The organism is Deltaproteobacteria bacterium (assembly GCA_019308905.1).
Classification (GTDB): Bacteria; Desulfobacterota; BSN033; order WVXP01; family WVXP01; genus JAFDHF01.
On record JAFDHF010000038.1, the window covers coordinates 1 to 25,168 of the forward strand.

The 25,168-nt window shown below is 52.8% G+C and carries 27 protein-coding genes; 26 read left to right on the top strand and 1 reads right to left on the bottom strand.

Annotated elements, in window-relative coordinates; translation table 11 throughout:
- The 15 genes from JRJ26_12645 to JRJ26_12715 form a co-directional block, all read left to right on the top strand.
- A partial coding sequence (locus JRJ26_12645; GenBank protein MBW2058333.1) for a tetratricopeptide repeat protein occupies positions 1–1,354 on the top strand: 1,354 nt, incomplete at its 5' end.
- A gap of 27 nt (positions 1,355–1,381) precedes the next feature.
- Positions 1,382–2,425: a sulfotransferase gene (locus tag JRJ26_12650; GenBank protein ID MBW2058334.1), complete on the top strand. Its 1,044-nt coding sequence runs from the start codon at positions 1,382–1,384 to the stop codon at positions 2,423–2,425.
- Between the two features lie 95 nt (positions 2,426–2,520).
- Complete coding sequence (gene wecB / locus JRJ26_12655; GenBank protein MBW2058335.1) at positions 2,521–3,681, top strand: UDP-N-acetylglucosamine 2-epimerase (non-hydrolyzing); 1,161 nt, start codon at positions 2,521–2,523, stop codon at positions 3,679–3,681.
- Between the two features lie 81 nt (positions 3,682–3,762).
- Complete coding sequence (locus tag JRJ26_12660) at positions 3,763–4,125, top strand: four helix bundle protein (protein ID MBW2058336.1); 363 nt, start codon at positions 3,763–3,765, stop codon at positions 4,123–4,125.
- Between the two features lie 73 nt (positions 4,126–4,198).
- Positions 4,199–5,164 carry a prepilin peptidase gene (locus JRJ26_12665; protein ID MBW2058337.1) on the top strand — a complete coding sequence of 322 codons (966 nt, stop codon included), beginning with the start codon at positions 4,199–4,201 and terminating at the stop codon, positions 5,162–5,164.
- A 3-nt stretch (positions 5,165–5,167) separates the two neighbouring features.
- Positions 5,168–6,829 carry a HAMP domain-containing protein gene (locus tag JRJ26_12670; protein MBW2058338.1) on the top strand — a complete coding sequence of 554 codons (1,662 nt, stop codon included), beginning with the start codon at positions 5,168–5,170 and terminating at the stop codon, positions 6,827–6,829.
- Between the two features lie 11 nt (positions 6,830–6,840).
- Positions 6,841–8,214: a sigma-54-dependent Fis family transcriptional regulator gene (locus tag JRJ26_12675; protein ID MBW2058339.1), complete on the top strand. Its 1,374-nt coding sequence runs from the start codon at positions 6,841–6,843 to the stop codon at positions 8,212–8,214.
- A gap of 167 nt (positions 8,215–8,381) precedes the next feature.
- Positions 8,382–8,834, top strand: coding sequence for a GspH/FimT family pseudopilin (locus tag JRJ26_12680; GenBank protein MBW2058340.1), 453 nt, complete (start codon positions 8,382–8,384; stop codon positions 8,832–8,834).
- Positions 8,835–9,257, top strand: a complete 423-nt coding sequence (gene pilV, locus JRJ26_12685) for a type IV pilus modification protein PilV (GenBank protein ID MBW2058341.1) — start codon at positions 8,835–8,837, stop codon at positions 9,255–9,257.
- A complete protein-coding gene (locus JRJ26_12690; protein ID MBW2058342.1) occupies positions 9,254–10,216 on the top strand; it encodes a prepilin-type N-terminal cleavage/methylation domain-containing protein in 963 nt (320 codons plus the stop codon). The genes pilV and JRJ26_12690 overlap by 4 nt, the downstream gene beginning before the upstream one ends.
- 2 nt (positions 10,217–10,218) lie before the next feature.
- A complete protein-coding gene (locus JRJ26_12695) occupies positions 10,219–10,713 on the top strand; it encodes a hypothetical protein (protein MBW2058343.1) in 495 nt (164 codons plus the stop codon).
- A 219-nt stretch (positions 10,714–10,932) separates the two neighbouring features.
- Positions 10,933–11,478, top strand: a complete 546-nt coding sequence (locus JRJ26_12700) for a prepilin-type N-terminal cleavage/methylation domain-containing protein (GenBank protein ID MBW2058344.1) — start codon at positions 10,933–10,935, stop codon at positions 11,476–11,478.
- Between the two features lie 14 nt (positions 11,479–11,492).
- Entirely contained in the window at positions 11,493–11,912 is a 420-nt protein-coding gene (locus tag JRJ26_12705) for a prepilin-type N-terminal cleavage/methylation domain-containing protein (protein ID MBW2058345.1), read from the top strand.
- Positions 11,909–12,772 carry a prepilin-type N-terminal cleavage/methylation domain-containing protein gene (locus JRJ26_12710; GenBank protein MBW2058346.1) on the top strand — a complete coding sequence of 288 codons (864 nt, stop codon included), beginning with the start codon at positions 11,909–11,911 and terminating at the stop codon, positions 12,770–12,772. The genes JRJ26_12705 and JRJ26_12710 overlap by 4 nt, the downstream gene beginning before the upstream one ends.
- A 20-nt stretch (positions 12,773–12,792) precedes the next feature.
- Positions 12,793–13,269: a pilus assembly PilX N-terminal domain-containing protein gene (locus tag JRJ26_12715; GenBank protein ID MBW2058347.1), complete on the top strand. Its 477-nt coding sequence runs from the start codon at positions 12,793–12,795 to the stop codon at positions 13,267–13,269.
- Between the two features lie 51 nt (positions 13,270–13,320).
- Here the strand turns inward: JRJ26_12715 and JRJ26_12720 are convergent, their stop codons facing one another.
- A complete protein-coding gene (locus tag JRJ26_12720) occupies positions 13,321–14,385 on the bottom strand; it encodes a tetratricopeptide repeat protein (protein ID MBW2058348.1) in 1,065 nt (354 codons plus the stop codon).
- 533 nt (positions 14,386–14,918) lie between these two features.
- On the opposite strand from JRJ26_12720, the gene JRJ26_12725 reads away from it, so the two are divergent.
- The 11 genes from JRJ26_12725 to JRJ26_12775 all read left to right on the top strand — a co-directional run bounded on the left by JRJ26_12725 (position 14,919) and on the right by JRJ26_12775 (position 25,167).
- On the top strand, positions 14,919–15,365 hold the full coding sequence (locus tag JRJ26_12725; GenBank protein MBW2058349.1) for a roadblock/LC7 domain-containing protein: 447 nt from the start codon (positions 14,919–14,921) through the stop codon (positions 15,363–15,365).
- A gap of 89 nt (positions 15,366–15,454) precedes the next feature.
- Complete coding sequence (locus tag JRJ26_12730) at positions 15,455–16,246, top strand: DUF4388 domain-containing protein (GenBank protein ID MBW2058350.1); 792 nt, start codon at positions 15,455–15,457, stop codon at positions 16,244–16,246.
- 15 nt (positions 16,247–16,261) lie between these two features.
- Entirely contained in the window at positions 16,262–17,275 is a 1,014-nt protein-coding gene (locus JRJ26_12735; protein MBW2058351.1) for a HAMP domain-containing protein, read from the top strand.
- Positions 17,276–17,294: 19 nt separating this feature from the next.
- Entirely contained in the window at positions 17,295–18,437 is a 1,143-nt protein-coding gene (locus JRJ26_12740; GenBank protein MBW2058352.1) for a response regulator, read from the top strand.
- A gap of 91 nt (positions 18,438–18,528) precedes the next feature.
- Positions 18,529–18,936, top strand: coding sequence for a roadblock/LC7 domain-containing protein (locus tag JRJ26_12745; GenBank protein MBW2058353.1), 408 nt, complete (start codon positions 18,529–18,531; stop codon positions 18,934–18,936).
- 8 nt (positions 18,937–18,944) lie between these two features.
- Complete coding sequence (locus JRJ26_12750) at positions 18,945–19,592, top strand: GTPase domain-containing protein (protein MBW2058354.1); 648 nt, start codon at positions 18,945–18,947, stop codon at positions 19,590–19,592.
- Positions 19,593–19,613: 21 nt separating this feature from the next.
- On the top strand, positions 19,614–21,014 hold the full coding sequence (locus tag JRJ26_12755; protein MBW2058355.1) for a CheW domain-containing protein: 1,401 nt from the start codon (positions 19,614–19,616) through the stop codon (positions 21,012–21,014).
- A gap of 3 nt (positions 21,015–21,017) precedes the next feature.
- Positions 21,018–22,202 (top strand): PAS domain S-box protein, encoded by a 1,185-nt coding sequence (locus JRJ26_12760; protein MBW2058356.1) that lies wholly within the window; start codon positions 21,018–21,020, stop codon positions 22,200–22,202.
- Positions 22,203–22,205: 3 nt separating this feature from the next.
- A complete protein-coding gene (locus tag JRJ26_12765) occupies positions 22,206–23,561 on the top strand; it encodes a sigma-54-dependent Fis family transcriptional regulator (protein ID MBW2058357.1) in 1,356 nt (451 codons plus the stop codon).
- 14 nt (positions 23,562–23,575) lie between these two features.
- Positions 23,576–24,631 (top strand): type IV pilus assembly protein PilM, encoded by a 1,056-nt coding sequence (gene pilM / locus JRJ26_12770; GenBank protein MBW2058358.1) that lies wholly within the window; start codon positions 23,576–23,578, stop codon positions 24,629–24,631.
- On the top strand, positions 24,628–25,167 hold the full coding sequence (locus JRJ26_12775; protein MBW2058359.1) for a PilN domain-containing protein: 540 nt from the start codon (positions 24,628–24,630) through the stop codon (positions 25,165–25,167). The genes pilM and JRJ26_12775 overlap by 4 nt, the downstream gene beginning before the upstream one ends.
- Position 25,168 lies beyond the last annotated feature (1 nt).

Sequence of the window (25,168 nt, forward strand, 5' to 3'; positions counted from 1 at the left end):
AGCCACAGATGCGACGAGAAGGGAAACGAAATCGAGCTTGTACGGCCTTGCTTTCCTCTGTTTTGTAATGGCGGTTTTGTCAAAGCCGGTGGCTGTGGCTCTTCCAGGTATCATGGTGCTCTTTGAAATCTCACGGCAAAAGGCCGGATCGCGCTGGGTCTTGAGGAGAGCACTGCTCTTTGTGCCCATGCTTGCCGGCTCGCTTGTAGCCATCTATGTTCTCTTGGGGGCTATGGTCGAGTCAGGCGGAATCTATCCGTACAGGGGTGGGAGTTTCTTGTACAATCTGTTTCTCGTCTTTCGCCTTTTCCTGCTGAACATCAAGTTGATGACCCTGACCGTCAACTATTCTCCTGTCTATGTGCTACTCCTACCAGATACCATTTCGTGGCTCTCTTCCTCGGCCTTTGTCTTACTAAACCTCGGGTTGCTAGGATTGGCCGTCTACATGTTCAAGAAAACCAGAGCGGTCTTCTTCGCCGTTTTCTGGTTCTATATTACGATCCTCCCCTCTTCAAACATCATTCCCATCAGCACGGTCCTTGCAGATCGGTATGTGTATCTGCCGTCTTTCGCGTACTGTTTGATTCTGGCCCTTGGCTTTGAAAGGCTCTGGTCGGCCCGATCAAGGAAACTCTCGGAGGATTTTTTCCCGGCCTTGAGTGTCATGGTTCTGATCCTTCTATTGGCGGGATATTCTTACATGACGGTGATACAGAACCGGATATGGAAGGATTCCTTCACCCTGTGGTCTGAGACTCTCGCCAGGGACCCGAAAAATACGGTTGCCATGAACGGGCTGGGAGTCCTGTATCTCGAGAACGGAACGAACGACAAAGCCCTTGAGGTCTTGGAGGGGGCAGCAGAGATCAACCCGTCGGATCCCCTCATCCGTAACAACCTCGGGATAGCCTACGAGAGAATCGGTGAGTACGAAAAAAGCGAAGAGCAGTATCAGAGGGCTCTATCCCTGAGTCCCGGCCATTATGAAGCACGCATAAACCTCAGCAACCTCTATGCGAAAAGGGGGGACTTTCAGAAGGCGATACGCACACTGAGACTGCTCGTGGAGGAGCGCCCTGGAGACGCCTTCCTATACTTCCGCCTTGGAGTCGTCTGTGAAGAAGCCGGGCGCTTTGATGAGGCCATTGGCAGCTACATGAGATCAATGGAGTTGAGACCCCATATCATCAATCCCTATGAGAATCTGGGGCGGCTCTTCCTGGACAAGCTCAACGATCCCGATCGTGCGGTCTATTTCCTCAAAAAGGGGATTGAAATGGCCCCGAATTCCAGAAGGAGAGAAAAAATCGAGGCCTTGGTCAAAGCCGTTGAATCCGGCTCCGATTGGTAGGATTTTGCCCTGGCAGGGGGGAATCCTGTGTTTGTTGCCGTTGGAAACGCTCCAAGTTCAGGAAGCACACTGCTGGCCGATCTGGTGGACAGTCTGCCCTTTGCGGTCTGCGGCCCGGAAACCAGGCTCTTTGCCGTAAGAGGGTACTTCGATGACTTCAAGCGAATGAAACGGAGGGGTTTCTTCTCTTCACGGTCCCCTGTTGTTTATGAAATGCGACAGCAGTTTCTCGTCTCAAGACTCGCAAGCTACGGGTTCGATCGCACCGGCGTGGGCGAATGCCTCAGGCGGTCCGGTTCTCTCCATGAGTTCTGCGACCTTTTTTTCCAGAGGTTCGCCGGCTTTAGGGGAAAAAGATGTACGGTCTTCTTTGAAAAGACCCCTGAGAATATCCATTGTGCCAGGTTGTTTCTAGACTATTTTGAGGAGGGGTTCTTCATACATGTCGTAAGGAATCCCCTATACGTTTACAAGTCACTGTTGAGGAGGGGCTTCCTCCCGTATATAGCCGCCGGCACGTGGCTCATAGATGAGGCCGCCGTTTGCGGACTGAGTGAACACCCGAGGTTCTTCACGATCCGGTACGAAGAACTCGTCAAGAAACCGTTCGAGACCGTGGTCGGGCTGCTGAGAAGAATCGGGATGGACTTCGACCCGGAACGACTTGCCGAGCTGTACAGGACCAACGAATACAGGAGGCGCTTCGAGACCCGGATTGAATCCTGGTCCTTCAAGGAATTTGGAAGAATCGGGGATGCAAACATGACGAAGGTGGCCTTGGAGGATTTGAGAGCCCTCGGTTCGATGATGAATGCGAAAGTGGGCACGCGATATGCAAGAGAGTTTTCTCTGCCGGAAGTCTCATTTCGAGACCTTGTCCGAGCCAATGGCTACTCTTTCAAGAGTCCTGATGAAGGGCCGTCCATTCCAGCCCTTGGATCCCCGTTGTCACGGGACGGAGCTTCATTCAGGTTTTTGGTGAAGAAATCCCTCTTGGATCTCATGTATCGGGACTGTGGCATAAGGAACATCCGCAACTATCTGAGACCGATCGAGACCGTTTCGGGCTGAGAGAGCAGGAGAAAAAGAGCGAGCCCCGACACCGGAGACAGGGTCTGCAGACTTGGGGTAAGATATTGCAAAAGCAAGATAAGTAGCTGTAAGCTATGGCTAAAATTATAAACGTTGTCGGCGCACGTCCGAATTTCATGAAAATCGCCGCCATTATCCGGGAGATGGAAAAGATCCCGAGAATGGACTGGCTCCTCGTCCACACCGGCCAGCATTACGACGTGGAGATGTCTGACGCCTTTTTTCGGGAACTGACAATTCCCAAGCCGGACATCAATCTGGAGGTGGGTTCTGGAACCCACGCACGTCAGACAGGCCAGATCATGGCGGCTTTTGAGGAGGTATGCCTCAAAGAGAAACCCGACCTGGTCCTTGTGGTAGGAGATGTCAACTCGACCCTTGCCTGTGCCCTTGTGGCTTCAAAATTGCACATTCCCGTAGCCCATGTGGAAGCCGGTTTGAGAAGCTTCGACCGGAAGATGCCCGAGGAGATCAACCGGGTAGTTACCGATATTCTTTCGAATTTTCTCTTTACAACCTGTAGAGAGGCCGATGAGAACCTCCTCCGGGAGGGCGTGGACCCGAAGAAGATCTTCCTGGTAGGAGACGTGATGATCGACACCCTCTACGCCAACCTTTCGAGGATACGGGCCATGCATATATGGCGCCGCATGGGCTTCAAGAAGAGAGAATACGCCGTTCTGACTCTCCACCGGCCTTCGAATGTCGAAGAAAAGCCCGTGCTGGGGGAGATAGTCACGGCCCTAGAGGAGGTCTCACGGCACCTTCCGATTGTCTTTCCGATTCATCCGAGAACGAGTGCGGCTGTCAGGCGTTTCGGCTTTCAGGGTTCTTTCAAATTCATTGACGGGGACGATCCTGGTCCATTACGTTACAGTGATGGGGGATCTTCAAGGGGTCCGGGAATCTGGTGTTGCCACCCTTTGGGCTATCTTGAGTTTCTAAATCTGGTTTTGCATTCCAGGTTCGTGATGACCGACTCGGGTGGCATACAGGAGGAGACGACTGTACTCGACATCCCCTGTCTGACCCTCAGAGAGACCACGGAGCGTCCCGTCACGATCAGCCAGGGTACCAATACACTCCTCGGACATGACACCCGTCGAATCGTCGCGGAGGTCAAGAAGATCATGGGAGGGGAGGGAAAACACTGCAAGCGCCCTCCACTCTGGGATGGAAAAGCCGCCGAGAGGATCGTCGCGATTCTGGCGAAGGAGTTTAACATTTCACATTGATCATTTGACATTTAGCATTGAATTGAAAGAATCATTTAGCATTTGACATTTATCATCTATAACTGATCATTTGCTCAGGTTATGCAACGACGTAGAGATGAAGAGCTGGCAGACCGTTTCTTGGACTTTTCGGTGAGAATCGTCAAGTTGGTTGATGGCCTTCCGAAAACGTCTGTAGGGAAGCACATCGGTCGTCAAATCCTGTCAAGTGGGACTTCGCCTGGAGCGAACTATGAAGAAGCGCGAGGGTCCGAATCGAATGCAGATTTCATCCACAAGCTGAGTATCGTCCTCAAGGAGTTGAAGGAATCACGGTATTGGTTGCAAGTTATTCAGAGAACCTTTCCAGCTTCAAACGAGAAGATTGAATCACTGAAAGACGAATGTGAACAGCTCATTGCAATTATTGCTAAAAGCATCTCTATGGCCCGCAAGCGGAAATGACTAGTGAGAGGTGTTAAGTGATCAATGCTAAGTGTTATATGATGAATGCTAAATGTCAAATGGTAAATGAAAAATGCTAAATGATCAAATCCTAGAAACCATCAACCCTGGCTGGCTCCAGGTCTCTGCATTCGTTTTGGGTGCCTTTGTGGGCAGCTTCCTGAACGTCTGTATCAGCCGGATGCCAAAGGGAGAGTCGATCCTCTTCCCTCCTTCCCACTGTCCCCTGTGTGGACACAGGATCCGCTTCTACGACAACATCCCTATTCTAAGTTTTCTCTGGCTTGGGGCACGGTGCAGGTACTGCCGGGGACCCATCTCGCTCCAGTATCCCCTGGTAGAGCTGGTTGGCGGGATGATTGGGCTTCTCCTTTTCCGACGGTACGGTATCAGTGTGGATTTTGCAGGCTATTTCGTCTTTTCTGCCATGATTATCACCGTTTCCGGAATCGACATGGTCCACCGGATTATCCCGGACCGGATCAGCCTTCCCGGGATCGGAGCAGGGCTGCTTTTTTCTCTCTTGACTCCTCGGATGAGCCTCTTGGATTCGCTTATAGGAACAGTGATTGGAGGGGGAAGTCTACTTGTAGTTACATGGGGCTATAGTGGGTTCGTGAAACTAAAATATAGAATTACTGGAACAAGTCACCGCAAAGAAATGGCAAAATCTCTGCAAGAATTGACCATAGAGGAACTGAGAAGAGAGGCTTCTCTTTATGGAATCGACGCGGCCGCCCTGCAGAGTCGCAAAGAGCTCGTCACAGCCATAGGCGAGGCGAAAGGTGAGGGGATGGGAGGAGGCGACGTAAAGCTCCTCGCCATGATCGGATCCTTCCTGGGAGGATGGAGGCCCATCCTGTTCGTGATCCTGATAGCCTCGTTCCTCGGTTCTGTCGTGGGAATCCCCCTTATGCTAGCAAAGGGGAGAGATTCAAAATACGCCATCCCTTTCGGGCCCTTCTTGGGGGCTGGTTCCATCGTCTATCTCCTTTGGGGGGCGGAGATGATACGCTGGTATTTCGGATTGGGGAGGTAAGAGGTGAGGCGCCCTGCCTGGCTCTTCCGAAACCTAAGGGTGGGATTGAAGACAGAGATCATCCTCAACCTCGCCCTTTTGATGACCAGTGCATTGCTTTTGCTGGGTTTGGGAATCATCAAGATCCACGAACGGGACATACTGAACCAGAAAGTGAGAAGCGGCAAGATTATTGTCAAGTCTGTCCAGAACAGCCTCAATCTCTACGGAGTAAAGGGGGAAGACTTGTCAGAGAAGACCTACCTGTTTCACAGGATGATCCAGGTCTATGCTGATCCAAGAGAGATAGACGAGATCGCCATCGTCGACCCGTCGCAAAGGGTGCTTGCATGTAGTCTCAAGGGAAGGCGGGCCGAAAGGATCGATGACGAGGGCATGGCAAAGGCTATCGCTGAGAGGAGAATCTTATGGAATCTCGATCGGAGACGTTCCTTTCTCTTTTCGACCTATCGGGATTTGAGGCTTTTCTCGCCTCTTTTGAGCGGCAGTGACCTGGTGGGGGGTGTATATGTCCGCCTTTCCCTTGCGGATGTGATGGGCAGTATCGCCGCTTCCCAGCGGCTTATCATCCTCTTCGTGCTCCTTGACGGCGTGGTAATCGTCTTGTTCGGAAGCTTTCTCCTTTCCCGGGTTATCGTAAACCCACTGAAGGCTCTGGTCGCTGCCACGGATGGAATCGGCCGAGGGGATTACGATCAGCGCATTTCCGTCTCTGAACCCAACGAAATTGGAAGACTCGCCGAATCTTTCAACGAGATGACCGACCGCCTCCGCGAAAGTCAGAAGGATGTCCAAGAGTATGTCAGATCCCTGGAAAGGGCCAACGAACAGCTCCGGCAGACGCAGATGGAACTGGTGCGATCGGAGAAATTGGCCTCCATCGGGCGCTTTGCCGCCGGCGTCGCCCATGAAGTGGGAAACCCACTGGGAGCCATCCTCGGTTATACGAGTATCCTCCAGAACGAGATGGAGAATCACCCCGAGGGGCTGGAGTATCTGAAGAGGATCGAGGTGGAGATTCAGCGGATCAACAAGATCATAAGGGAGCTCCTGGACTTTTCCAGGCCGTCGGCCGTCGATGTCAAGGAGGTGGATCTCAACAGTGTGATCGAAAGCTCTCTCTCTCTTCTTTCCTACCAGAAGTCGTTCAAGAACATCGAGTCCAACCTCTGCCTGAAGAAAGACCTTCCACCCATTGAAGCCGACGAGTCTCAGATCCGTCAGGTTTTAGTCAATCTGATTCTCAATGCGGTCGACTCGATGCCCGATGGGGGGACTCTGACCCTGAGGACGGAGGATCACGAGCCAAGAGTAGATCCGCAGGAGGCCGGTCGCGGGCCCGCACGCCGGAGAGACGATCCGGCCGACAAAGACTATACCCATTTGCGTAGGTCTCAGGGGCCGCGGTATCCGTACCCACATCTACCGAGAGACGGAAGGTTTGTGTGTGTGAGCATTACCGATACGGGGTGTGGCATCTCGCCAGATGACCTTGAGAAGATCTTTGACCCCTTTTTCACGACAAAGGACCCGGACAGGGGCACGGGTCTCGGCCTCTCAATCTCTCTGAGAATAGTAGAGAGTTTCGGTGGAAAGATCGAGGTCGAAAGCCGCCTGGGAAAGGGTTCCACCTTCAAGGTGTTGCTACCGGCTTCGGGTTCCTAATTGGGAGAATCATGGAGAATACAAGAAGAGTCCTTGTCATTGACGACGAAGAGAGCTTCAGGCACATGCTTTCGGTAATCCTGCAGAAAGAGGGCTACCAGGTGGAGACCGCCTCAGACGGCTATGAAGCCCTGGAGAAGATGGAGGGCGCGCTCTTCGATGAGATTCTATGTGATATCCGAATGCCCAGGATGGACGGAATCCGGTTTCTAAAGGAGGTGAAGAAGACACACTGTGATTCGACGATCATCATGATGTCGGCATACGGAACACTCGATACGGCGGTTGAAGCCATGAAACTCGGGGCCTATGATTACGTTTCTAAGCCGTTCAAGCCGGACGAGATCGTTCTGACCCTGAAGAAGGCAGAGGAACGGGAGAGGCTGAGAAGAGAGAATATCTATCTCAGGAAAGAGATAGAAAAGGAGTACAATTTTAACAACATTATCAGTAAGAACGAAAAGATGGCGGCTATTTTCGATACCATCAAGAAGGTGGCACGGTACAAGTCCACCATTCTCATTACGGGCGAGAGTGGAACCGGAAAGGAACTGGTCGCCAAGGCGATTCATTTCAACAGCGACAGGTCTGCCAATCCTTTCATCCCCGTCAATTGCGGGGCCATTCCGGAAAACCTCTTGGAGAGCGAGCTCTTCGGCCATGTGAAAGGATCCTTCACCGATGCGGTGCGTACAAAGAAGGGATTATTTGAAGAAGCAAACGGCGGTACCCTCTTTCTTGACGAGATCGGAGAACTCCCCCTCTCCCTTCAGGTCAAGTTGCTCCGCGTGCTTCAGGACGGAGAGATCCGCAGGGTCGGTGATTCCAGGTCTATCAAGATAGATGTGAGGATCATCGCCGCGACGGTGAAGGATCTGGAGAGCGGAGTGAAACAGGGCAGTTTCAGGGACGACCTCTTCTATCGGCTGAACGTCCTTCCCCTGAAGATACCCCCTTTGAGGGAGAGGAGAGAAGATATCCCTCTTCTTGTGGACCATTTCATAGAAAAGTTCAACCAGAACCTGGGGAAAAGGGTCAGCCGGGTCACCCCGGAAGCCCTCAAGATCTTACTCAGGTACTCCTGGCCTGGAAACGTGAGGGAACTCGAAAATATGATTGAAAGGGGGATGGTTCTGACCGAAACCGACACCATCGACGTGGAGAACCTCCCTCCTGAGGTCTACAGGTCGGCAGAGAGTTCTCCTTTCTCGGAGTTGGAAGAGTATTCGATCAAGAAGGCGACGAGGATTCTCGAAACAGAACTGATCAGGAAAGCCCTTCGCAAGACCCATGGTAATCACACCCATGCATCGAGGATATTGGAGATCAGCCACCGCACTCTTCTTTACAAGATCAAAGAGTACGGCATCGGCCAAGAGAAATAGTTACTAAGGCTTGACGGCTTTTGTCCGTCTTTCTTCCTCCTCTGCCGGCCCTCTGCCGGTTTACTCCCAGAGCCGCCGTCCCCCCCTTATCCGGTCTCTTGATGGTTGTTTCCTTTTCCGGATAATCTGCTATAATGACTCTCCAGGAGATGGGGAGGGGCAAAGGCTTGAGGGATAAGGGGCTCACCTTGACAGAGCTGGTATTGACCCTTGCCATCCTGGCGGCGATTGCGGCACTGACGCTCCCAAATCTGACCGGATGGATCAGGCACTACCGTGTGAGGCGGGTTGTTCGGGAGCTGGTCTGCCAGATGGAACTGGCAAAGATCAAGGCTCTCAAAACAAACCGGCAGTATCGCATCGCTTTTGATCCTTCCAGTAAGACCTTTCGGATGGAGCGTGGGAACCGCCCGGACGCACCGGGCGAATGGGTTCAGGAAGGAGGGATCTTCCGGGTGCCCCACCAGATCTCACTGGAGGCGAATGTGGAGGCGATCCGCTTCAACCCTGACGGGACGGCCCTCAGCGGATCCGTAACCATAAGGGCAGGAGATGGGGAGTACTATACCGTCACCGCTAATACCTCCACAGGAAAGATCAACGTCGCAAGGGGAAAGTAGATGGAACCGGTGAATGAGCGGAACCGGAGGAGATCAGGCCGCCGGGGGTTTACACTCCTGGAGGTTCTGATCGCCACGGTCCTTTTGGCGGTGGGATTGCTGGCCCTCATGACCCTTCAGATCCAGTCGATTCGAAACAGTGCTTTCAGCAACTCCATGACTGTGGCCTCCTGCCTCGCGCAGGACGAAGTGGAGAGGTTGCGGGCCATCCCCTGGAAAGACCTCAATGACGGAACGTTCTCCGAAACGGTAAATGATACCGATCCTGCGACAGGAGCAACCCGCATGGTCTTCGGCCGGGAGTGGACGATCCGGACCGACGGGTCCGGGCGGATAAGAGAGATTCTGGTTACCGTGTCGTGGCACCAGCACGATCGCCTCCACAGGATTACCATGGCCACCAGAATTGCCAAGAGAGAATGAGAAGAATGGATTGCCGCTATTTTGGGAAACCGGGTTTCACGCTGATCGAGCTCATAGTGGCCATGGCGGTGGCGGGTATTGTTTTGGCTGGAGCCTACGAGGTCTTTCGGGCCCAGCAGAGAACCTACATGGCCCAGGACCAGGTCGCCGAGATGCAGCAGAACGCCAGGGCGGCTATGAACCTGCTCACGAAGGACCTGAGGATGGTGGGCCACGGCGTTCCGGATCAGTGGCCTCTTCAGATAGGAGAGGAGACATTCTCAGAAATGGTCGTAATCGACGGCCGTACCCTTACACTTGTCGGGTGTTTCGGGTCACCGGCAAGTTATCTGGATGCATCTGCAGCAAGAGGCGACCAGAAAATAACAGTTGTGGACGGGAGCCGTTTTGATTCCCTTGACCGCAGGTACCTCTTTGTGGGTGAATACGACAAAGTCACGGTCCAACGGGTGGAGGGCAACGTGCTCATTTTGGATCAGAAGCTGGCAAAACGTTACCCTACCACGTGCCTGAGGAAGGCTGCCCGGGCCGGGGATACACAGATCAGGGTCTATGATGCGAGCAACATCTGGGCCGAAGACATTCTTACCCTGGGCGACGAGAGGCTCTTTGTAACCAAAAGCGACCGTGCGACAAACACTATTGTTCTCAACAGCCCTCTCTATTTCGAATATCCGCGAGGCATGCGTGTAAATCCTGTACCCGTTTACCGCGTTCAGATCGTGAAGTACTATCTTAAGGATAACGGTACGCTCACTCGCCAGGACTTCTGGGCCCGCGGTCAGGTAAGGGAACTTGCCGAGCACATCGAGTCGCTGAGTGTCACAAAAACCGACTATGGCGGCTACCGAGTTGCCATCACCGCCAGGACGGCCTTGCCTGATGCGGCGGGCAGGTTGAGACGGAGAACCTATTGCCTCACGGTAAAGGTGAGAAATCGAGCGAGGCCGGGGGGGTAGAGATGGGAGAAACAGGGCCGGTGTACCGCGAGCGGGGTGTTGTCCTCGTCATCTGTCTCCTGTTGATTCTGGCCGGTACGATCGTCGCCATCGGCGGTATGACCGTTTCCGAGGTCGACATGATGATCAGTGGAAACCAGAGATCCCTCCAGCAGGTCTTCGATGCGTCCGAGGCCGGAATTGAAACGGGTATCGGCGCTTTCTTTTCAACCGCTCGGCCGTGGGGCACTGCCAGACCACCCATAACAGTCCCCCCTTCCATCCCGCCGTGGGGGATAGCCTACACGCACGGTTTGCCTAACGGCTGCCAGTTCACCCTGTGGATCACCGATATGCATGTCTCCAGACCAGTCGGCCCCGGGTCCGACCCGACCAGGTACAGGAGGTTTTACTACCGTATTAGTTCGATGGGTCGGGAGACCGGTTCCGGACCCGAGGAGTCCCAAGGGACAAGAGAGACCGACCGCGTGGTCAGCGTTGTCTACCGCATCAGGTAGAGAGACCGCTGTTAAACACCTCTTCCTTGAACCCTGCAACTTTTTCATACCTTACGAAAAAAGGTCCCAAACAGGGTCCTCCCGACGAGTGGTGATGTCCCTGTTTCATAAACATAAGTAGTTGATATTGAAGATTATTTTAAACACAGTATGATAATGAGACAATAGTCTCTCTTGGTATACATTTTGCTTTGTACCCTTGCAGTCCCAGAGAGCGAGGTGACAGTGGGCAGGTACGTAAAGAAAAGACAGGGCCTGACAATGGTGGAACTTGTCATAACCCTGGCCATCATAGCCCTTCTTGCGACTTTCACGGTCCCCAGCCTGGGGCGGTGGCTTTCTCACTATCGCATCAAAAGCGCCGCCAGGGATGTCGCGTCATGCTTCCGGCTGGCCCAGATGAAGGCGGTGCAGACAAACCAGAACTGCACGGTCCGCTTCGATAAGAGAGCGGGTTTTCCTCAGACAGTCACGGTCATGGATGGTGGGGGAGTTTCTATGCGAACCGTGGACCTGAGCCGGTACAAGGCACAATTCGATACCGGCAGGGGAGGCGGGGATGGATTGGACTTTGTCGATCAGCCCGCGGACAGTTTGATTGACATAACCTTCAACACCCGCGGGATTCCCAGCGATGAACAGGGGAACCCCCTGACCCCACTGGGAGGACAGGACGGCCAACGGGTCTTTCTGAGGAACAGCCGAGGTGAAGGATACTGGGTGGAAGTCACACCTGTTGGGAATGTCAGGTATGACAGGACATAGTAGGGAGAAGCGCAATGAGGAAAGCCGGGCGGTCGGGATCTGAGGGATTCACCCTCCTCGAGGTGGTTGTTGCCATGGTCATTCTGGCCATCGCTTTGCTGGGTCTTGCTGGACTCCAGGTGGTCTCTGTCCAGGGAAACAACCTCGCCAGCCAGATCACCGACGCTACAACACTTGCCCAGGATCAACTGGAGCAGCTTATCGCGACCCCCTTCAGCACTCTCATCGGACTCGGGACTGTAACCAACAGCGTGACGAAAAAAGGCGTAGTCTACAGCGTCCAATACACCGTCATCCCGGACCCTGGAGGGAGCCGGGCCGATGTGACCGTGGCGGTTTCTTGGAGGGACGAGAGAACGTCGGTGGCGGCGGACAACACCCATACAGTCAGAGTCAATTCTGTGATCAGCGAGTTCTATGGAGGCGGTTCATGAGAGTCTTGAGAGACGGGGAGAAGGGATTGAGTCTGATAGAGCTGATGGTCGCCCTGGTGATCGGGGCCATTGTCATTGCCGGTGTCTACCGAACTTTCATGGCTCAACAAAGAACCTTTGTAGTCCAGGAGCAGATCTCTGAGGCGCAGCAGAGCGCGAGGGCCATTATGGATATCATTGCCCGTGACATCCGCATGGCTGGGTTCGGGATGCCGGGCTGGGCCGTAGCCGGTCTAACAAACAGAATCACCATCACGGCCTCCTCGCCGGCCGATTTCACGATCGTCGGTGTGTTCAGCGGCCCCATTGCCACTCTGGCAAGTGCCGCGTCTCTTGGTCAAACCCAGATCACCCTGAACACGATGGGGCAGAATACGACCTTCAACAAGGATGACAACCTGCTCATATTCGAATCCGACAGACCCCTACCTCCGCTGCTTCCGGCGGGGAGCGAACTGAGTGCCCCCTTGAGATACAAGACCGTCGTGGTGTGGACTGCCGTGACCGGCAGCAACCCAACCGTCAGCATCGACGCCGATGGGAGTACTTCTGGTGTCCAGGACGGTCTGGACAGAGATCTCAGGGCCAATGCACTGGTGTACAGGGTTGGAACAGTGCACTACCGGTTGAACGGGACGGACCTTGAAAGGAACGGGAGTGTCCTGGCAAACAATGTCATCAATTTTCAGATCACAGACCAGTACAACCCGGGCCCTCCGCCTGTGCCCGAGACCTTTGGAAAATACCAGATACAGTTGACCGTGCAGACCCGGACCAATGACCCGGATTTTCCCGGAGGATTCCGCACGAGGAGCCTCACCTCCACCATTAGGGCGAGAAATCTTTTTCTCAGCAGTTAGCAATACTTAGGGGGTTGATCATGTCTAGAGCATTTTTCGATCTAAGAAATGAAAGGGGGACAGCCCTTGTCATCGCACTGCTGGTTATGATTACGGCGACGGTGGTCGCCCTTTGTGCAAACTTCACCTCCACCACGGAGCTTGCGATCTCCGGGAATCAACGGCGCTACACCACCGACTTCTTCAAGGCCGACGGTGGCCTGGAGCTCATAAAATCCTATTTTTTTGACAATTTCATCTTTCCGTCGAACGTGGGCGGCCAGAGCAACGTAGGGTCAGATCTTACAGGGGCAGGATACGACAACTCTCCGTTTGTCAACCTCGGACTCGATACGACACAGACAACCGTTACAAAGGTATACGAGGGAAATCCACCCCGTGGAAGGGGCATCAGCGCAACCAAATTCAGAGGGAACTACTACAGGGCGAGATCTGTCATGCCCAACTCTGTGGGTCTTGAAGAGGAGTTCTGTCTGATTTCTCCCAAAGCCAACTGAGATAGAGGTACGCGCAAGAAACACTTCCTTGAAGAGGTCCGGTGTAGGGGTTTAGGGGTTTGTCGTTCCCTTGCCCCCTCCCAGCCCAGCCCTGTTAAAGGCCTGCGATGCCTTATCTCTCATTCCGCAAGCCTCATAGGCCTTTGCCAACTCTTTGCTGATCCTAATGTGATCCTCCTCGGTCAGCCCCTCTATTTTTGACGCCTTTTCCAGGTAGAAGATGGACCGGTCGAAAGCGCCCTTCCGTCCGTAACACTGGCCGAGCATGACCAGGCAGTCGATCCGCTTCGGGCCGTACTCCAGAGCCGCCTCAAACTCTACAATGGCCTTATCTATGAGTTCCATCTCCATATAGGCAATTCCGAGATGATAGTGGGATTCTAGATCTTTTTCCGGCGAAACACTCTGATCCAGAACGACCTCCTGGTGAGTGAAATACGGGTTGCCCGCCGTATGATGGCCGTCGCTTCCGGCGGGCTGAGGGTCTGCCGGTTCTGATTGCAAGGGTTCTTCGAGATCGACGATCTCCTCACTTTCCGAGACCTCCTCTGGCTCGAGATCCTGGGTCTCCGGCAATTCGTCATCCATCAAGGCCTGTTCGAGAACCGATCGCTGTTCCCGGCCATTGATCTCACCCAACCCGGCCTCGCCGAAGTCAGAAGTCTCTTCCTCCATCTGAAAGGAGTCCGCCTGTGCCAATGTCCGATCGATCTCGGCAATCGCACTTCGGGCAAGCTGATCTTCGGGGTTTAGTTTGATGATGTTCTGGTAGAGGACCTTGGCGTTTCCAACAAGCCCCTCTTTCTTGTACAGATCTGCCAACCAGTAGTGGACATCGATCATCTTCGGCCTTACAGTCAGGACCTTCTTGTACATAGAGATGGCACGATAGCTCAGGTCTTCGTCCTTGTACTGTTGGGCCAGCTGGATATACTCTTCTACAGCCCGGTCAAAATTCTTGTTTCTGAGATAGAGGTCCGCAAGCTTGGAGCGAATCCGGATATTCCTCGGGTCGTCTGCAACTAGTTTCTCGTAGTCCGAAATAGCCTTCCGGATCTGTCCCTTCATCAGGGACTTCTGGGCACTTGCCAGGGTCTTCCGCCGATCAAAACCCAAGATGCGACTCTCCTCCCCGAGATCTAACAAGAGATTAGTTAACCCAAAAGTCTCGAAAAGTCAAGGCGATCAACCAGTAAGCCCGATCAGAAAACCGAATCGGCCGACTCAAGACAGGAGCCTCTCGTACCTACAAAAACGCAGGTGGTCGGCTCGTTACCATCAAAACCCGGCCGAGTCCGCCCCACTTGTTCAGAACCACCGAGGGAAGTCTCCCCCTGAGGCGAAGAAAGAGGGCAATAGGGGCACGCAAGGCCTGCCCATGGCCGGAAATAGTCCCGCAGTGGCACACGAGGGTATTCCATTTTCCGGCGTTTTTTGTTATCTCCATACCTGGGGTGGACGAATATCGTCCACAAGGGCGGACCGATATGCTCCTGCTAAACCTATCGGCTGAAAGGAACAAAAGGATAAGGGGGATATGTTTGGTTTTCGGACTGGTTGCTGACAAGGCTCAGCTCGTGTGGTTCAATTCCGCCGGAGAATTGGCACCTAATTTGCTTCAGTGCGGGATTAAGCCTCAGGAGTCCGAGATGGAGAAAATCCTCGAAGAGATGAACGAGGTCCCCGGTGTGCGGGGATCCTTTGTATGCGATCGCAATGGCACCGTCATATGCAGGGATATGCCGGAGAGGTACGGTGACCAGCTTGAGAATATCGGGAGAGAGGTGGTTCAGGTAGTAGCATTGCTGCAAAGCCTGGGAGAAGAAACGGAGGTTCTCGATTTCCTTTTCTCGGATGGTAGAATTTTGGTCAATGGGCTGAGAGATCTCTCTCTGGTCGTCTTCTGTGAACCCGACATAGATGTCTCCATGGTCCGCTTGAAGTCGAATGTCACCTTGGGAGAACTGCGCCGGGACGGCAGATTCAAGAGACACATGCAGAAGGTCTCAAGGGCGAAAAGGGGCCTTCTCGCGCGGGACAAACTCGACGAGTCCTACCAGCAGATTATCAGGAAATTGAAGACTCTGGAAGGATAATTCCATGTCACCTTGCCCAGGGAGGTATGGGGATTTCCAGGGTGGCCTAGAGCAGGATAGGCAGACTCCCCCAGAAGCAGGATACATGCATGGCCGAGGTGTTTAGCGGTGATCTTTCGCAGATACGCCTTCTCGATATTCTCAATCTTTTGATTCGCGAAGGCAAAACGGGGAAGGTTTCCCTGAGAAAGGGTGGCGCCCTGGGGGAGATTTTTGTGGAAAATGGGAAGATTGTCCACGGGTCAGCTGAGTCTTCGTATGGGGAGGAAGCGATCTATCTGATGATGACTTGGACGATCGGAAAATTCAGTTACACTCCGGACGTCCTTCCCGATTCGAGGACCGTAAGCAGGTCAACGGAACAGATCATTTCAGAGGGCGTGGAACGGATGGAGGAGTGGGATCGAATAAGAAAGGCGATCCCGTCCTCAGATGCCGTCTTCAAGCTTTCCTCCCAGAAAGAGAAAGACGAGATCCTCTTGAAGGCAGGGGAATGGAATATTCTTATCCGCATCGACGGCAGGAAGACTGTGCGAGAAATAGCTAGGGAACTCGAGACAAGTGAGATCGAGGCCGCAAGGAGACTCTACCGCCTGTCGGCGTCAGGACTGATAGAGATGGTCGAGGCGGCTGTTCGATCCCCCAAGAGAATCGTGGGGAAGGGCTTTTTCGATATCCTACGACAAGAGCTGACATGGGTTATGGGGCCGATGGCTCCTGTGATCATCGAGGATCAGGTGGCAGACATGGACGAGAAGATCTCTGCTTTCCCAAGGAGCAGGGCTGCCGAACTGGTCGAGGCGGTCAGTATGGATATCTCGGACGAGGCAAAGCGGATCGATTTTCAGAAAAAGATGTTGGAAATTCTCAAAAAGATATGATGGGGAGTCGTTACGATGGCGGACAAACGGGTCCGGGGTATGGGACTTCTTTCCAAGTTGATGATAGCGGTCTTGGTTCCTATTGTGATCTCCTTTGGGGTAATCGGCTATGTCTATTTGGACCACATGAATGAGATGGTCTCGTCCACGAGCCAAGAGATGCAGAACATGCATGCCTCGGTTGCCAGGGAGATGGATCGCATGACTTCCGTTGCCATCCGGGAGGGGGTCGAGAGACTGAACAGCCTGGGGGAGCGGATGATTCGGGAGAAGGCCAAGGATGTGGCCTATCAGATAGAGATATTCCTGAAGGCTCATCCGAAGTTGAAGATATCGGCCATGCGTGCAAACAGTGAACTCCGGAGAATTGCCGTCCAGCCTGTCGGGAAAACGGGTTATACTGCGGTCCACGACAGTAAAGGGATCAACCAATTCCACAAGAACCCGAAAATAGTGGGGATGAATCTCAGCAAGCTGTCCGGGAAGTATCCGGACTTTTGGAGAATTCTCGAAAGGAGCCTTAGCGGAGATTCCTATGGTTACTACAATTGGCCGGAGGCCGACGGTACGGTAAGGTCCAAGTATATGTACATCGCCCCTGTCAGAGGAACGGATCTCCGAGTTGCTGCCACGACCTATATCGATGAATTTTCGGCCCCGGCCAGACAGATAAAGGAGAAGCTCGAGGCAATCCACGACAGAACAGAAAGGGAACTCCGGTTGAGAGCCGACAGGACTCTTGAACGGTTCAGATCCACTTCCCAAGAAACGCTCCGCGTGTTCCTTGTCGTAATGGCCGTCTCTCTCGTAGTGGTTATCCTTCTCACCTACTGGTTTTCAAGGAGCCTTATTCGTCCGATTATCCATCTGACCCGAGTAGCCAACAGGATCAGCATGGGCGATCTGGAGACCCGGGTGGAGATTACCTCCCGTGATGAAGTGGGTCTTCTGGCTGAATCCTTCAGCAGGATGCAGGAGAGTCTGAGGGCCGCCATAGGAAGACTCAAGAAGCGACGGCTCCAACCATAAGCTAATAGAGCGAACCGGAATGGCACAATCTCTCAAAAAGGTTCTGATTGTTGACGATGAAGAGACCCTTACATGGAGCATGTCAAAGAGTCTCTCCAGAGACCGTGACAAGTACACCATCCTCATCGCGAATACAGGCAGGGAAGCTCTGGAGATATTAGAAAAGAACGAGGTCGGTCTCGTAATCACGGACATCCGTTTGCCGGACATAAATGGCCTTGATCTCCTGACCACCATAAAGAACGACTACCCGGACACAAAAGTCATAATCATGACGGCCTATGGATCCTCGGATATTCAAAAGGAAGCCAACAAAAGGGGATCCCTCTACTACATTGAAAAACCCTTTGAGATAGTGGACATCCGAAAACTGATCCTCGATATTCTATGGAAAAAAAGAGGATTCGAGGGTAACGTCTTCGATCTCCAGCTTACCGACATTATTCAGTTGAACTGCCTCTGCAGAATTACTGCGGCCTTGAAGGTGAAAAGGGGGGAACAGGAGGGGGTGATCTACTTTAGTGACGGGGAGATCGTCCATGCCGAGTGTGACGGGCAGATCGGAAAGGAGGCCCTCCATAGGATTCTCAAATGGAGGGAGGGCAAGTTTGATCACGAGAGGGCGATAACCCCGCCTCAGCAGACGATCTTCCAGAGTTGGGAACACCTACTTGTAGAGGGAATGCGCAACAGGGATGAACAGTCGTCTTCCGCTTCTCCAGCTCCTGAGATGGAACCCGGCCTCGACTCTCCTCCGGAAGGCGATCAGCGGGCTCTACATGCAGAAGCTGAGGATCACGAGAGTGACGAAAAGCCCATGGAGGAGGCGGTGAGATCGATCATCCGGGTTGCCGGATGCGAAGGAACGCTGATTGTTTCAGAAGATGGTATGGTACTTGCTCAGAGGGATATCAAGAACGCGGCGAAAGAGGGGGTTATGGTCGCTTTTCTCGGGGTTCTTTCCAATCGGATGAGCAGAGTTCTTGGGACTGGAGAACTCCAAAGCATTCTTGTGGGACGGAAGAAGAAAAAGGCCATCTTGAAAAACACGCCTTACTACTTTGAGGTTCAGCTGAAGGAGGGGGTTGGGTTCGACGACGTGGGCCCGTCTCTGTGGAAGACGGTACGGGATTTCAAAGAGAGCTATGGCAGGAGTGTCTGAGATCTCGTGGGAGGCGGGCAATGGAGATGTTCCCTCCCGGGTTCCGACGCCCCTGACCGGTCCAGGAACCGAAACAGAATTACGAGCACATATGGATATTATTCTTACAGAAGAACATGTCAGGAGAATAGATGCTTGCCTGAACAAGGTGCTCAATAAGTCCGCGGCAGTGAGCGCTTTTCTCATCGATCGTTCGGGCCAGCTTATCGCCAACTGCGGAAGTCCTTCCACGCTGGATGTGTCTGCTTTTTCCGCTTTAACGGCGGCGAATTTCGGGGCCACTTCGGAGATTGCAAAACTGCTTGGAGAGGAGGAATTCAATCTTCTCTTTCACAAGGGACAGAATGAGAATGTCTATTTTTCTCTGGTCGGTGATAACATGATTATCGTTGTTGTCTTCGACGATCGAACCACGGTGGGACTGGTCCGGCTCAGCATCAGCATGGTCATGGAAGACCTTTTGGAGATTCTGAACCCTATCTATAAGAATGGGGAGTAACCGAGTTTATGCCGTTCATAAACTTCAGTAAAGACGAGATCCAATGCAAGATCGTTTACTATGGTTGCGGTTTTTGTGGGAAGACCACGAACCTCTTGTACATCTATAAGAAGACGCAGGAAGACGTCCGGGGAAGAATGGTCTCCATCGATACGGACGGGGACCGAACGATTTTCTTCGATTTTCTTTCCCTGAACCTGGGTAAGATACGGGGCTTTGACATCCGAGTTCAGCTCTATACTGTTCCAGGACAGGTCCATTATGATGCCACAAGAAAACTCGTTTTGAAGGGCGTGGACGGGGTCGTCTTCGTGGGTGATTCTCTGAAGACCCAGCGGGAAAAGAACATCGAAAGCCTTATCAATCTCGCCAAGAATCTGGCTGAGAAACGGCTCAGCATACGGACGATTCCCCTTGTCATGCAGTATAACAAGAGGGATCTGGAGGCAGAAGGTGCCGAGATCCTGTCAGTGGAGACAATGCAGAAGGATCTGAACTCCATGTTGAAGGCTCCCTACTTCACGGCGAGTGCCCTTACGGGTCAGGGGGTGTTCGAGACCCTGAGGGAGATCAGCAAGCTGGTCGTAAAAGATGTCAGTAAGAAGATACTTCTCAACGGGAGAGGTAAACCTGTCACGGGGACCGGAGGGATCTGATCAGGGCTGAAGGGATGATCCATGGGTGAACGGGATATCAAAGAGGACGAACTGGCAGGACTGGATCAGGAGATAGACCAAGCCATCGATAGTCTCTTCGTGGAAAAGGGCGGAGAGGAGCAAGGGCCCCGGTCACCTTCCACGCCGAGCACCTCGAGTGAGCCTTCAGGACCCGTGAAGTTGGATGCGGTACCCCCGGAACCCGCGGTGATGCCCTCCGGTGAGGGACCCGAGGAAGGCGGGGAAACACTGGAACAGGACTTCTCGAGTCAGGAGAACGGTCAGGTCCTGGAGACCGAGCAAGGGCTGGATCAGGAGATAGACCAAGCCATCGACACTCTCTTCGTGGAAAAGGGCGGAGAGGAGCAAGGGCCCAAGTCGTCGATGCTCGATGGCGGGGTAGGGCACGATGGCGAGGTTCCCCATAAGGAAATCTCGCCTGACACCGATGCAATCGAGGTGACCAGCCCGCCGATGGAGCAGGAACCTCTGTCTCCATCGGACGAAGGAATTTCCCGAAATCTCGAAAACCTGGAGACTCACCTTCTCTCTCTGGAATGGGAAATCAGCCGCGATCTGATCGACAAGATTATCGGGGAGTTGGGATTCCTGAAAGAGGCTTACCGAGATAATCAGCCGGTCTTTCACGTTGTCGATATCATGGGAAAGGTAGCCCGTTCCCTGGCCGATGACGAGGGAAATATCACCCCAGAGAATCTCCGGTTCCTTCTGGAAGCCAATAAGAGTATCAGGCTTCTCTCTGATGAGCTGAAGGGCAAAGAGGATTACAAGAACCTGGTTTTGTCCGGAATCTTGGCCAGACATAGGCTCATGGAATACCTCGACCGGCAGCCTGTGAAGGAGAGTAAAGACAGAGGAGACGTGACGGATTTCGAGGCCATTTCCAGGGATCTGAGGGAGCTTTCCCAGCAGCTGCAGAAGGGAGCTCACCGTCTGGGATCACTCATTCAGAGGCTTCAGCCTCCGGTCAGGTCCAGTGGGTCTTCCGGGGTGTTGAGTACGGTCTTGATGGAAACCTCGGGTCGGGTTTTTGCCGTCGAGGGCAGTGATGTTGTCCGGTTCTTCAGGATTCCGTATCGCATGGCGAGGCTGGTCTGGGATCACAGGGAGATCCCGATTCGAGGGACTCGCCTTCCCCTGGTCAACCTCTTCCGCTTTTTCGGGTTGAAAGGCACTGTTGAAGCTCAGGACAAAGTCCTGGTTCTGGTGAGGAAAAGGGGTAGGACCCTTGCCATCCTGGCAGACCGTCTTCTTCAGAGAAAGAAAGTACCTTTGCAGAAAATCAGGCGGGAAAATGATCTGCGCTATATTCGAGGTGTCGTCCATGCAGGAGAGGGGAGAAACATCCATCTTCTCGATACAGACAGGATGGCCGTCGAATTGAAGCTCACGGGGCGATAATCCATGGCGAGACAGGGAGTTGAGAAGGGCCAGTCGAATTCGGTGGTTTCCAACAAGGGCCGTTCCAAGCGACTCTCTCGGGTGGACAAACTCCTTCAGGAGATCGAGAGGCTCCGAAACTTCAATGAGAGTATTATCCAGTCCATCAGCAGTGGACTCATCCTCGTGGACAACGGGGGGAAGATCAGCTACATCAACAAGGCCACGGAGAAAATCCTAGCCTACACGCCTGAGGAAGTGATCGGAAAGGATTTCGAGATCCTCCATCTCAGAGAAAAGAAAAACCTCATGGGAACCCCATTTGATCCATCCGGCGATATTGATACCCGAAGGGAGGGAAGTATCAGGCGGAAGGATGGAGTAGATATCCCCACCGGTTTTACCATAAGCAACCACGTGGATGTTCACGGAAGCAAGATCGGCGAGATTGTCATTTTCCGCGATCTCACCGACGTCTACAAGATGCAGGAGGAGATTCTGCGGATGGACCGCCTGGTATCCCTGGGTGAGATATCCTCGGGTATTGCTCATGAAATCCGAAACCCATTGGCAGGTATCAAGACCACGGCCCAGGCCATGGGTGAGGATATGGACAGGAATGATCCGAAGCGGGAGTATCTCAACCGGATCACTAAGGAGATCGATCGTCTCAACGACCTGTTGAAAATGTTTTTTTCTTTTGCCAAGCCGCAAAAGCCGAATCTGGTTTTTTGCAATATCAAGGACGTTGTAACCGAAATCACCCCTTTGTTGATAAAGGATATCGCCGACCGGGGGATCACCTTTGTGGAGAAGTATCATCCCGAACTACCCAGGGTGAAGGTCGATCTGAACCAGATGCACCAGGTATTCCTCAACCTCTTCCTCAATGCGATTCAGGCCATGCCGAAAGGCGGTGAATTGAGAATCGAGGCAGATCCCCTGTACTCCAAGTCCTCGAGTCCCTCTCGGGCCGATTATGTCCAGGTGGCAGTGAGGGATACAGGACAGGGTGTACCCCCTAACATTCTGTCAAAGATCTTTGACCCCTTTTTTACGACCAAGGCAAAGGGAGTCGGTTTGGGACTCTCCATATCTTACCAGATCATCAAGAAACACGGAGGGACCATCAGGGTCGAGAGCAAAGCGGGCAGTGGAACGGCGTTTTTTATAACTCTTCCTCTTTTCAACGGAGGGATTGAGGGGTAGGGGATGAAGCCAGCGATACTTATCGTAGACGATGACGAAGTAATGCGCCAGACGCTCTCGGACGTTTTCACGAAGAGGGAGTATGAAGTCTACACGACAGAGACCGGGAAAGAGGCGATTACATCGGTTCAGACACAAATCGTCGATCTAGTTCTCCTGGACATTCGGCTGCCGGACATGGACGGAATCTCCGTCTTGAAGAAAATCAAGGAGATCGATACGGATCTAATGGTCATCATGATGACGGCTTACTCTGATGTACAGACTGCTGTCATGGCAATGAAAGCCGGGGCCTACGACTATATCAACAAACCCTTTGAGCTTGATGAGCTCAAGTTGTTGATCCAGAAGGCTATCGAAACCCAGAGTCTACGCAATGAGGTCCGCCGTTTGAGGAGACAGCACGAAAAAGAGGAGAGTCACACCCAAATCTACGGAAACAGCCCTCAGGTGCGGAACATCAAAGAACTGATCCAGATGATAGCTCAAACCCCGAGGACATCTGTGTTGATCCAGGGGGAGAGCGGTACGGGCAAAGAGCTGGCCGCCAACGCCATCCATTACGGGAGCAAACGGGCCAACAAACCTCTGATCAAGATCAACTGTAGCGCCATCCCCGAGAACCTGTTGGAGACCGAACTGTTCGGGTATGAGAAGGGCGCTTTCACGGATGCCAAGTCCACAAAGAAGGGACTCCTGGAGTTGGCCAGTGGTGGGACCGTCTTCCTCGACGAAATTGGAGACATGAACCCTTATCTCCAGTCCAAGTTTCTTCGGGTGCTTGAGACCCAGTCTTTCATGCGGGTTGGAGGATCCCGGGAGATCCACGTGGACCTGCGATTCATCGCTGCGAGCAATAAGAATCTGGCCGAAATGGTGAACAGGGGAGATTTCCGGAAAGACCTTTACTACCGCCTCAAGGTGATGGTGCTGGATATTCCTCCGCTGAGGGAGCGGAAGGAAGACATTCTCCTCCTTGCCAATCTCTTTATCGAGGAAGGCAACAAGGAATTGGGAAAGAATATCAAAGGCATCCTGCCCAAGGCAAGAGATCTGTTGCTCAACTATTCCTGGCCCGGAAATATCCGGGAGCTAAAGAATGTTCTGGAAAGGGCGATGATTCTGTCGACGAGTGACGAGATTTCGCCCGAAACCCTTCCCATCGAGCTGAGAGAACACCGCAGCGCTCCACCCGGTCTGTCTCTGGACGCTGATGAGTCTTCCCTTGAGGCGGTCGAAAAGAAGCACATCTTTGAAATCCTGTCAATGGTCAATGGGAACAAGTCAAAAGCGGCTAGGAGCTTGGGTATTTCGAGGTCCACACTGAGAGAAAAGCTCAAGAAGTACGCTATGTCTTGAAAAGGGGAGGAGACATGCTATTCGGCAAGAAGAAGGATGTTATCGGCCTGGATATCGGGTCGAGTTCCATCAAGATCATCGAACTCAATGAGACCAACAAAGGCTACAGATTGATCAATTGCGCCATGTCAGTCATTCCACCGGAAGCGATAGTGGACGGGTCTCTGATGGACTCGGTCGCCATTGTGGATACGATCCGGGACTTGGTCAAGAGTTTCAAGATCAAGACCAAGGAAGTCGTGACTTCGGTCTCCGGCCATTCAGTGATCGTGAAGAAAATCAGCCTTCCGGTGATTACGGAGGACGAGTTGGCAGAGTCGATCCAATGGGAGGCAGAGAGGTACATCCCTTTTGACGCCAGCGACGTGAATATCGACTTCCAGATTCTCGGATCAAACGAGGAGAACAGCGAACTGATGGACGTTGTACTGGTGGCTGCCAAAAAGGATATCATCAACGACTACCTTTCGGTCCTTCTCGAAGCGGGGCTTAATCCCGTGATCATAGACATCGACGCTTTTGCCCTGGAAAACATGTTTCAGACAAACTACCCTACCAAAATGGGCGAAGTGGTTGGGCTCGTTGACATCGGGGCAAACGTGATGAACATCAACATCGTAAAGGACGGTATTTCGGCCTTCACCCGAGACGTGTTCAAGGGAGGAAGTTCTATTACCGAAGAGATCCAGAAACATCTTCATGTCGACTATGAAGAGGCGGAAGCTCTGAAGGTGGGAAGTAAGATCGATGATTCAAAGAAAAGAGCGATCGACAGTATTCTGAAAACGGCTTCTGACGAGTTTGCCTCGGAGATCTCACAGTCCCTCGACTACTTCCAGAAGACATCGAACCAGAATCTAGACAGGCTTTTTGTGAGCGGTGGTTGCTCCAAGATAGAGGGATTGACCAAGGCCATCGAGGCACAAGTCGGTGTTCCCGTGGAAGTGGTCGATCCTTTTCAGAACATCGAGGTGACGAAGAAGGACCTGTCCCTGGATTACATAAACGATATCAGCCCATTCATGGCCGTTGGGGTCGGATTAGCCTTGAGGAGGGTCGGAGATCGATGATTAGAATCAATCTGCTGGTTGCGAGAGAGGAACGCAAAAGAGAGTCCATCCGAAAAGAGGCCACAATCTTCGTTGTCGTCATTGCCCTGGTTCTTGCGGGAGTCGGCCTGATTCAGTGGTTTTCCGATCGACAGCGGGATGAAATCATAACACAGATCAGGAATTCCCGGGCCGAGCTGAAACGACTTGAAGCGATCAAACGCGAGATCAACAAGGCCAAGGCGAACAAGAAGATGCTTCAGGAGAAGCTTGACATCATCGTCCGTCTCAACAAGAACAGGACTCGTCCCATTGAGATCATGACCCTTTTGGCATCTAAGATTCCTAAGAAGATGTGGCTCAAGTCTTTGGATAAGAAGGCTCAGAAATTGACCCTTCAAGGAATCGCCTTGGACGACGAGACGATCGCCAATTTCATGAAGAGCCTCCAGCAGTCCAAGATGTTCACGGCCGTCCAACTGGTGGTTACCGAGAGGGTGACAGTAGAGAAGATCAATCTGAAGAAGTTCACCATGATCTGCACCATTGGAGCATAGG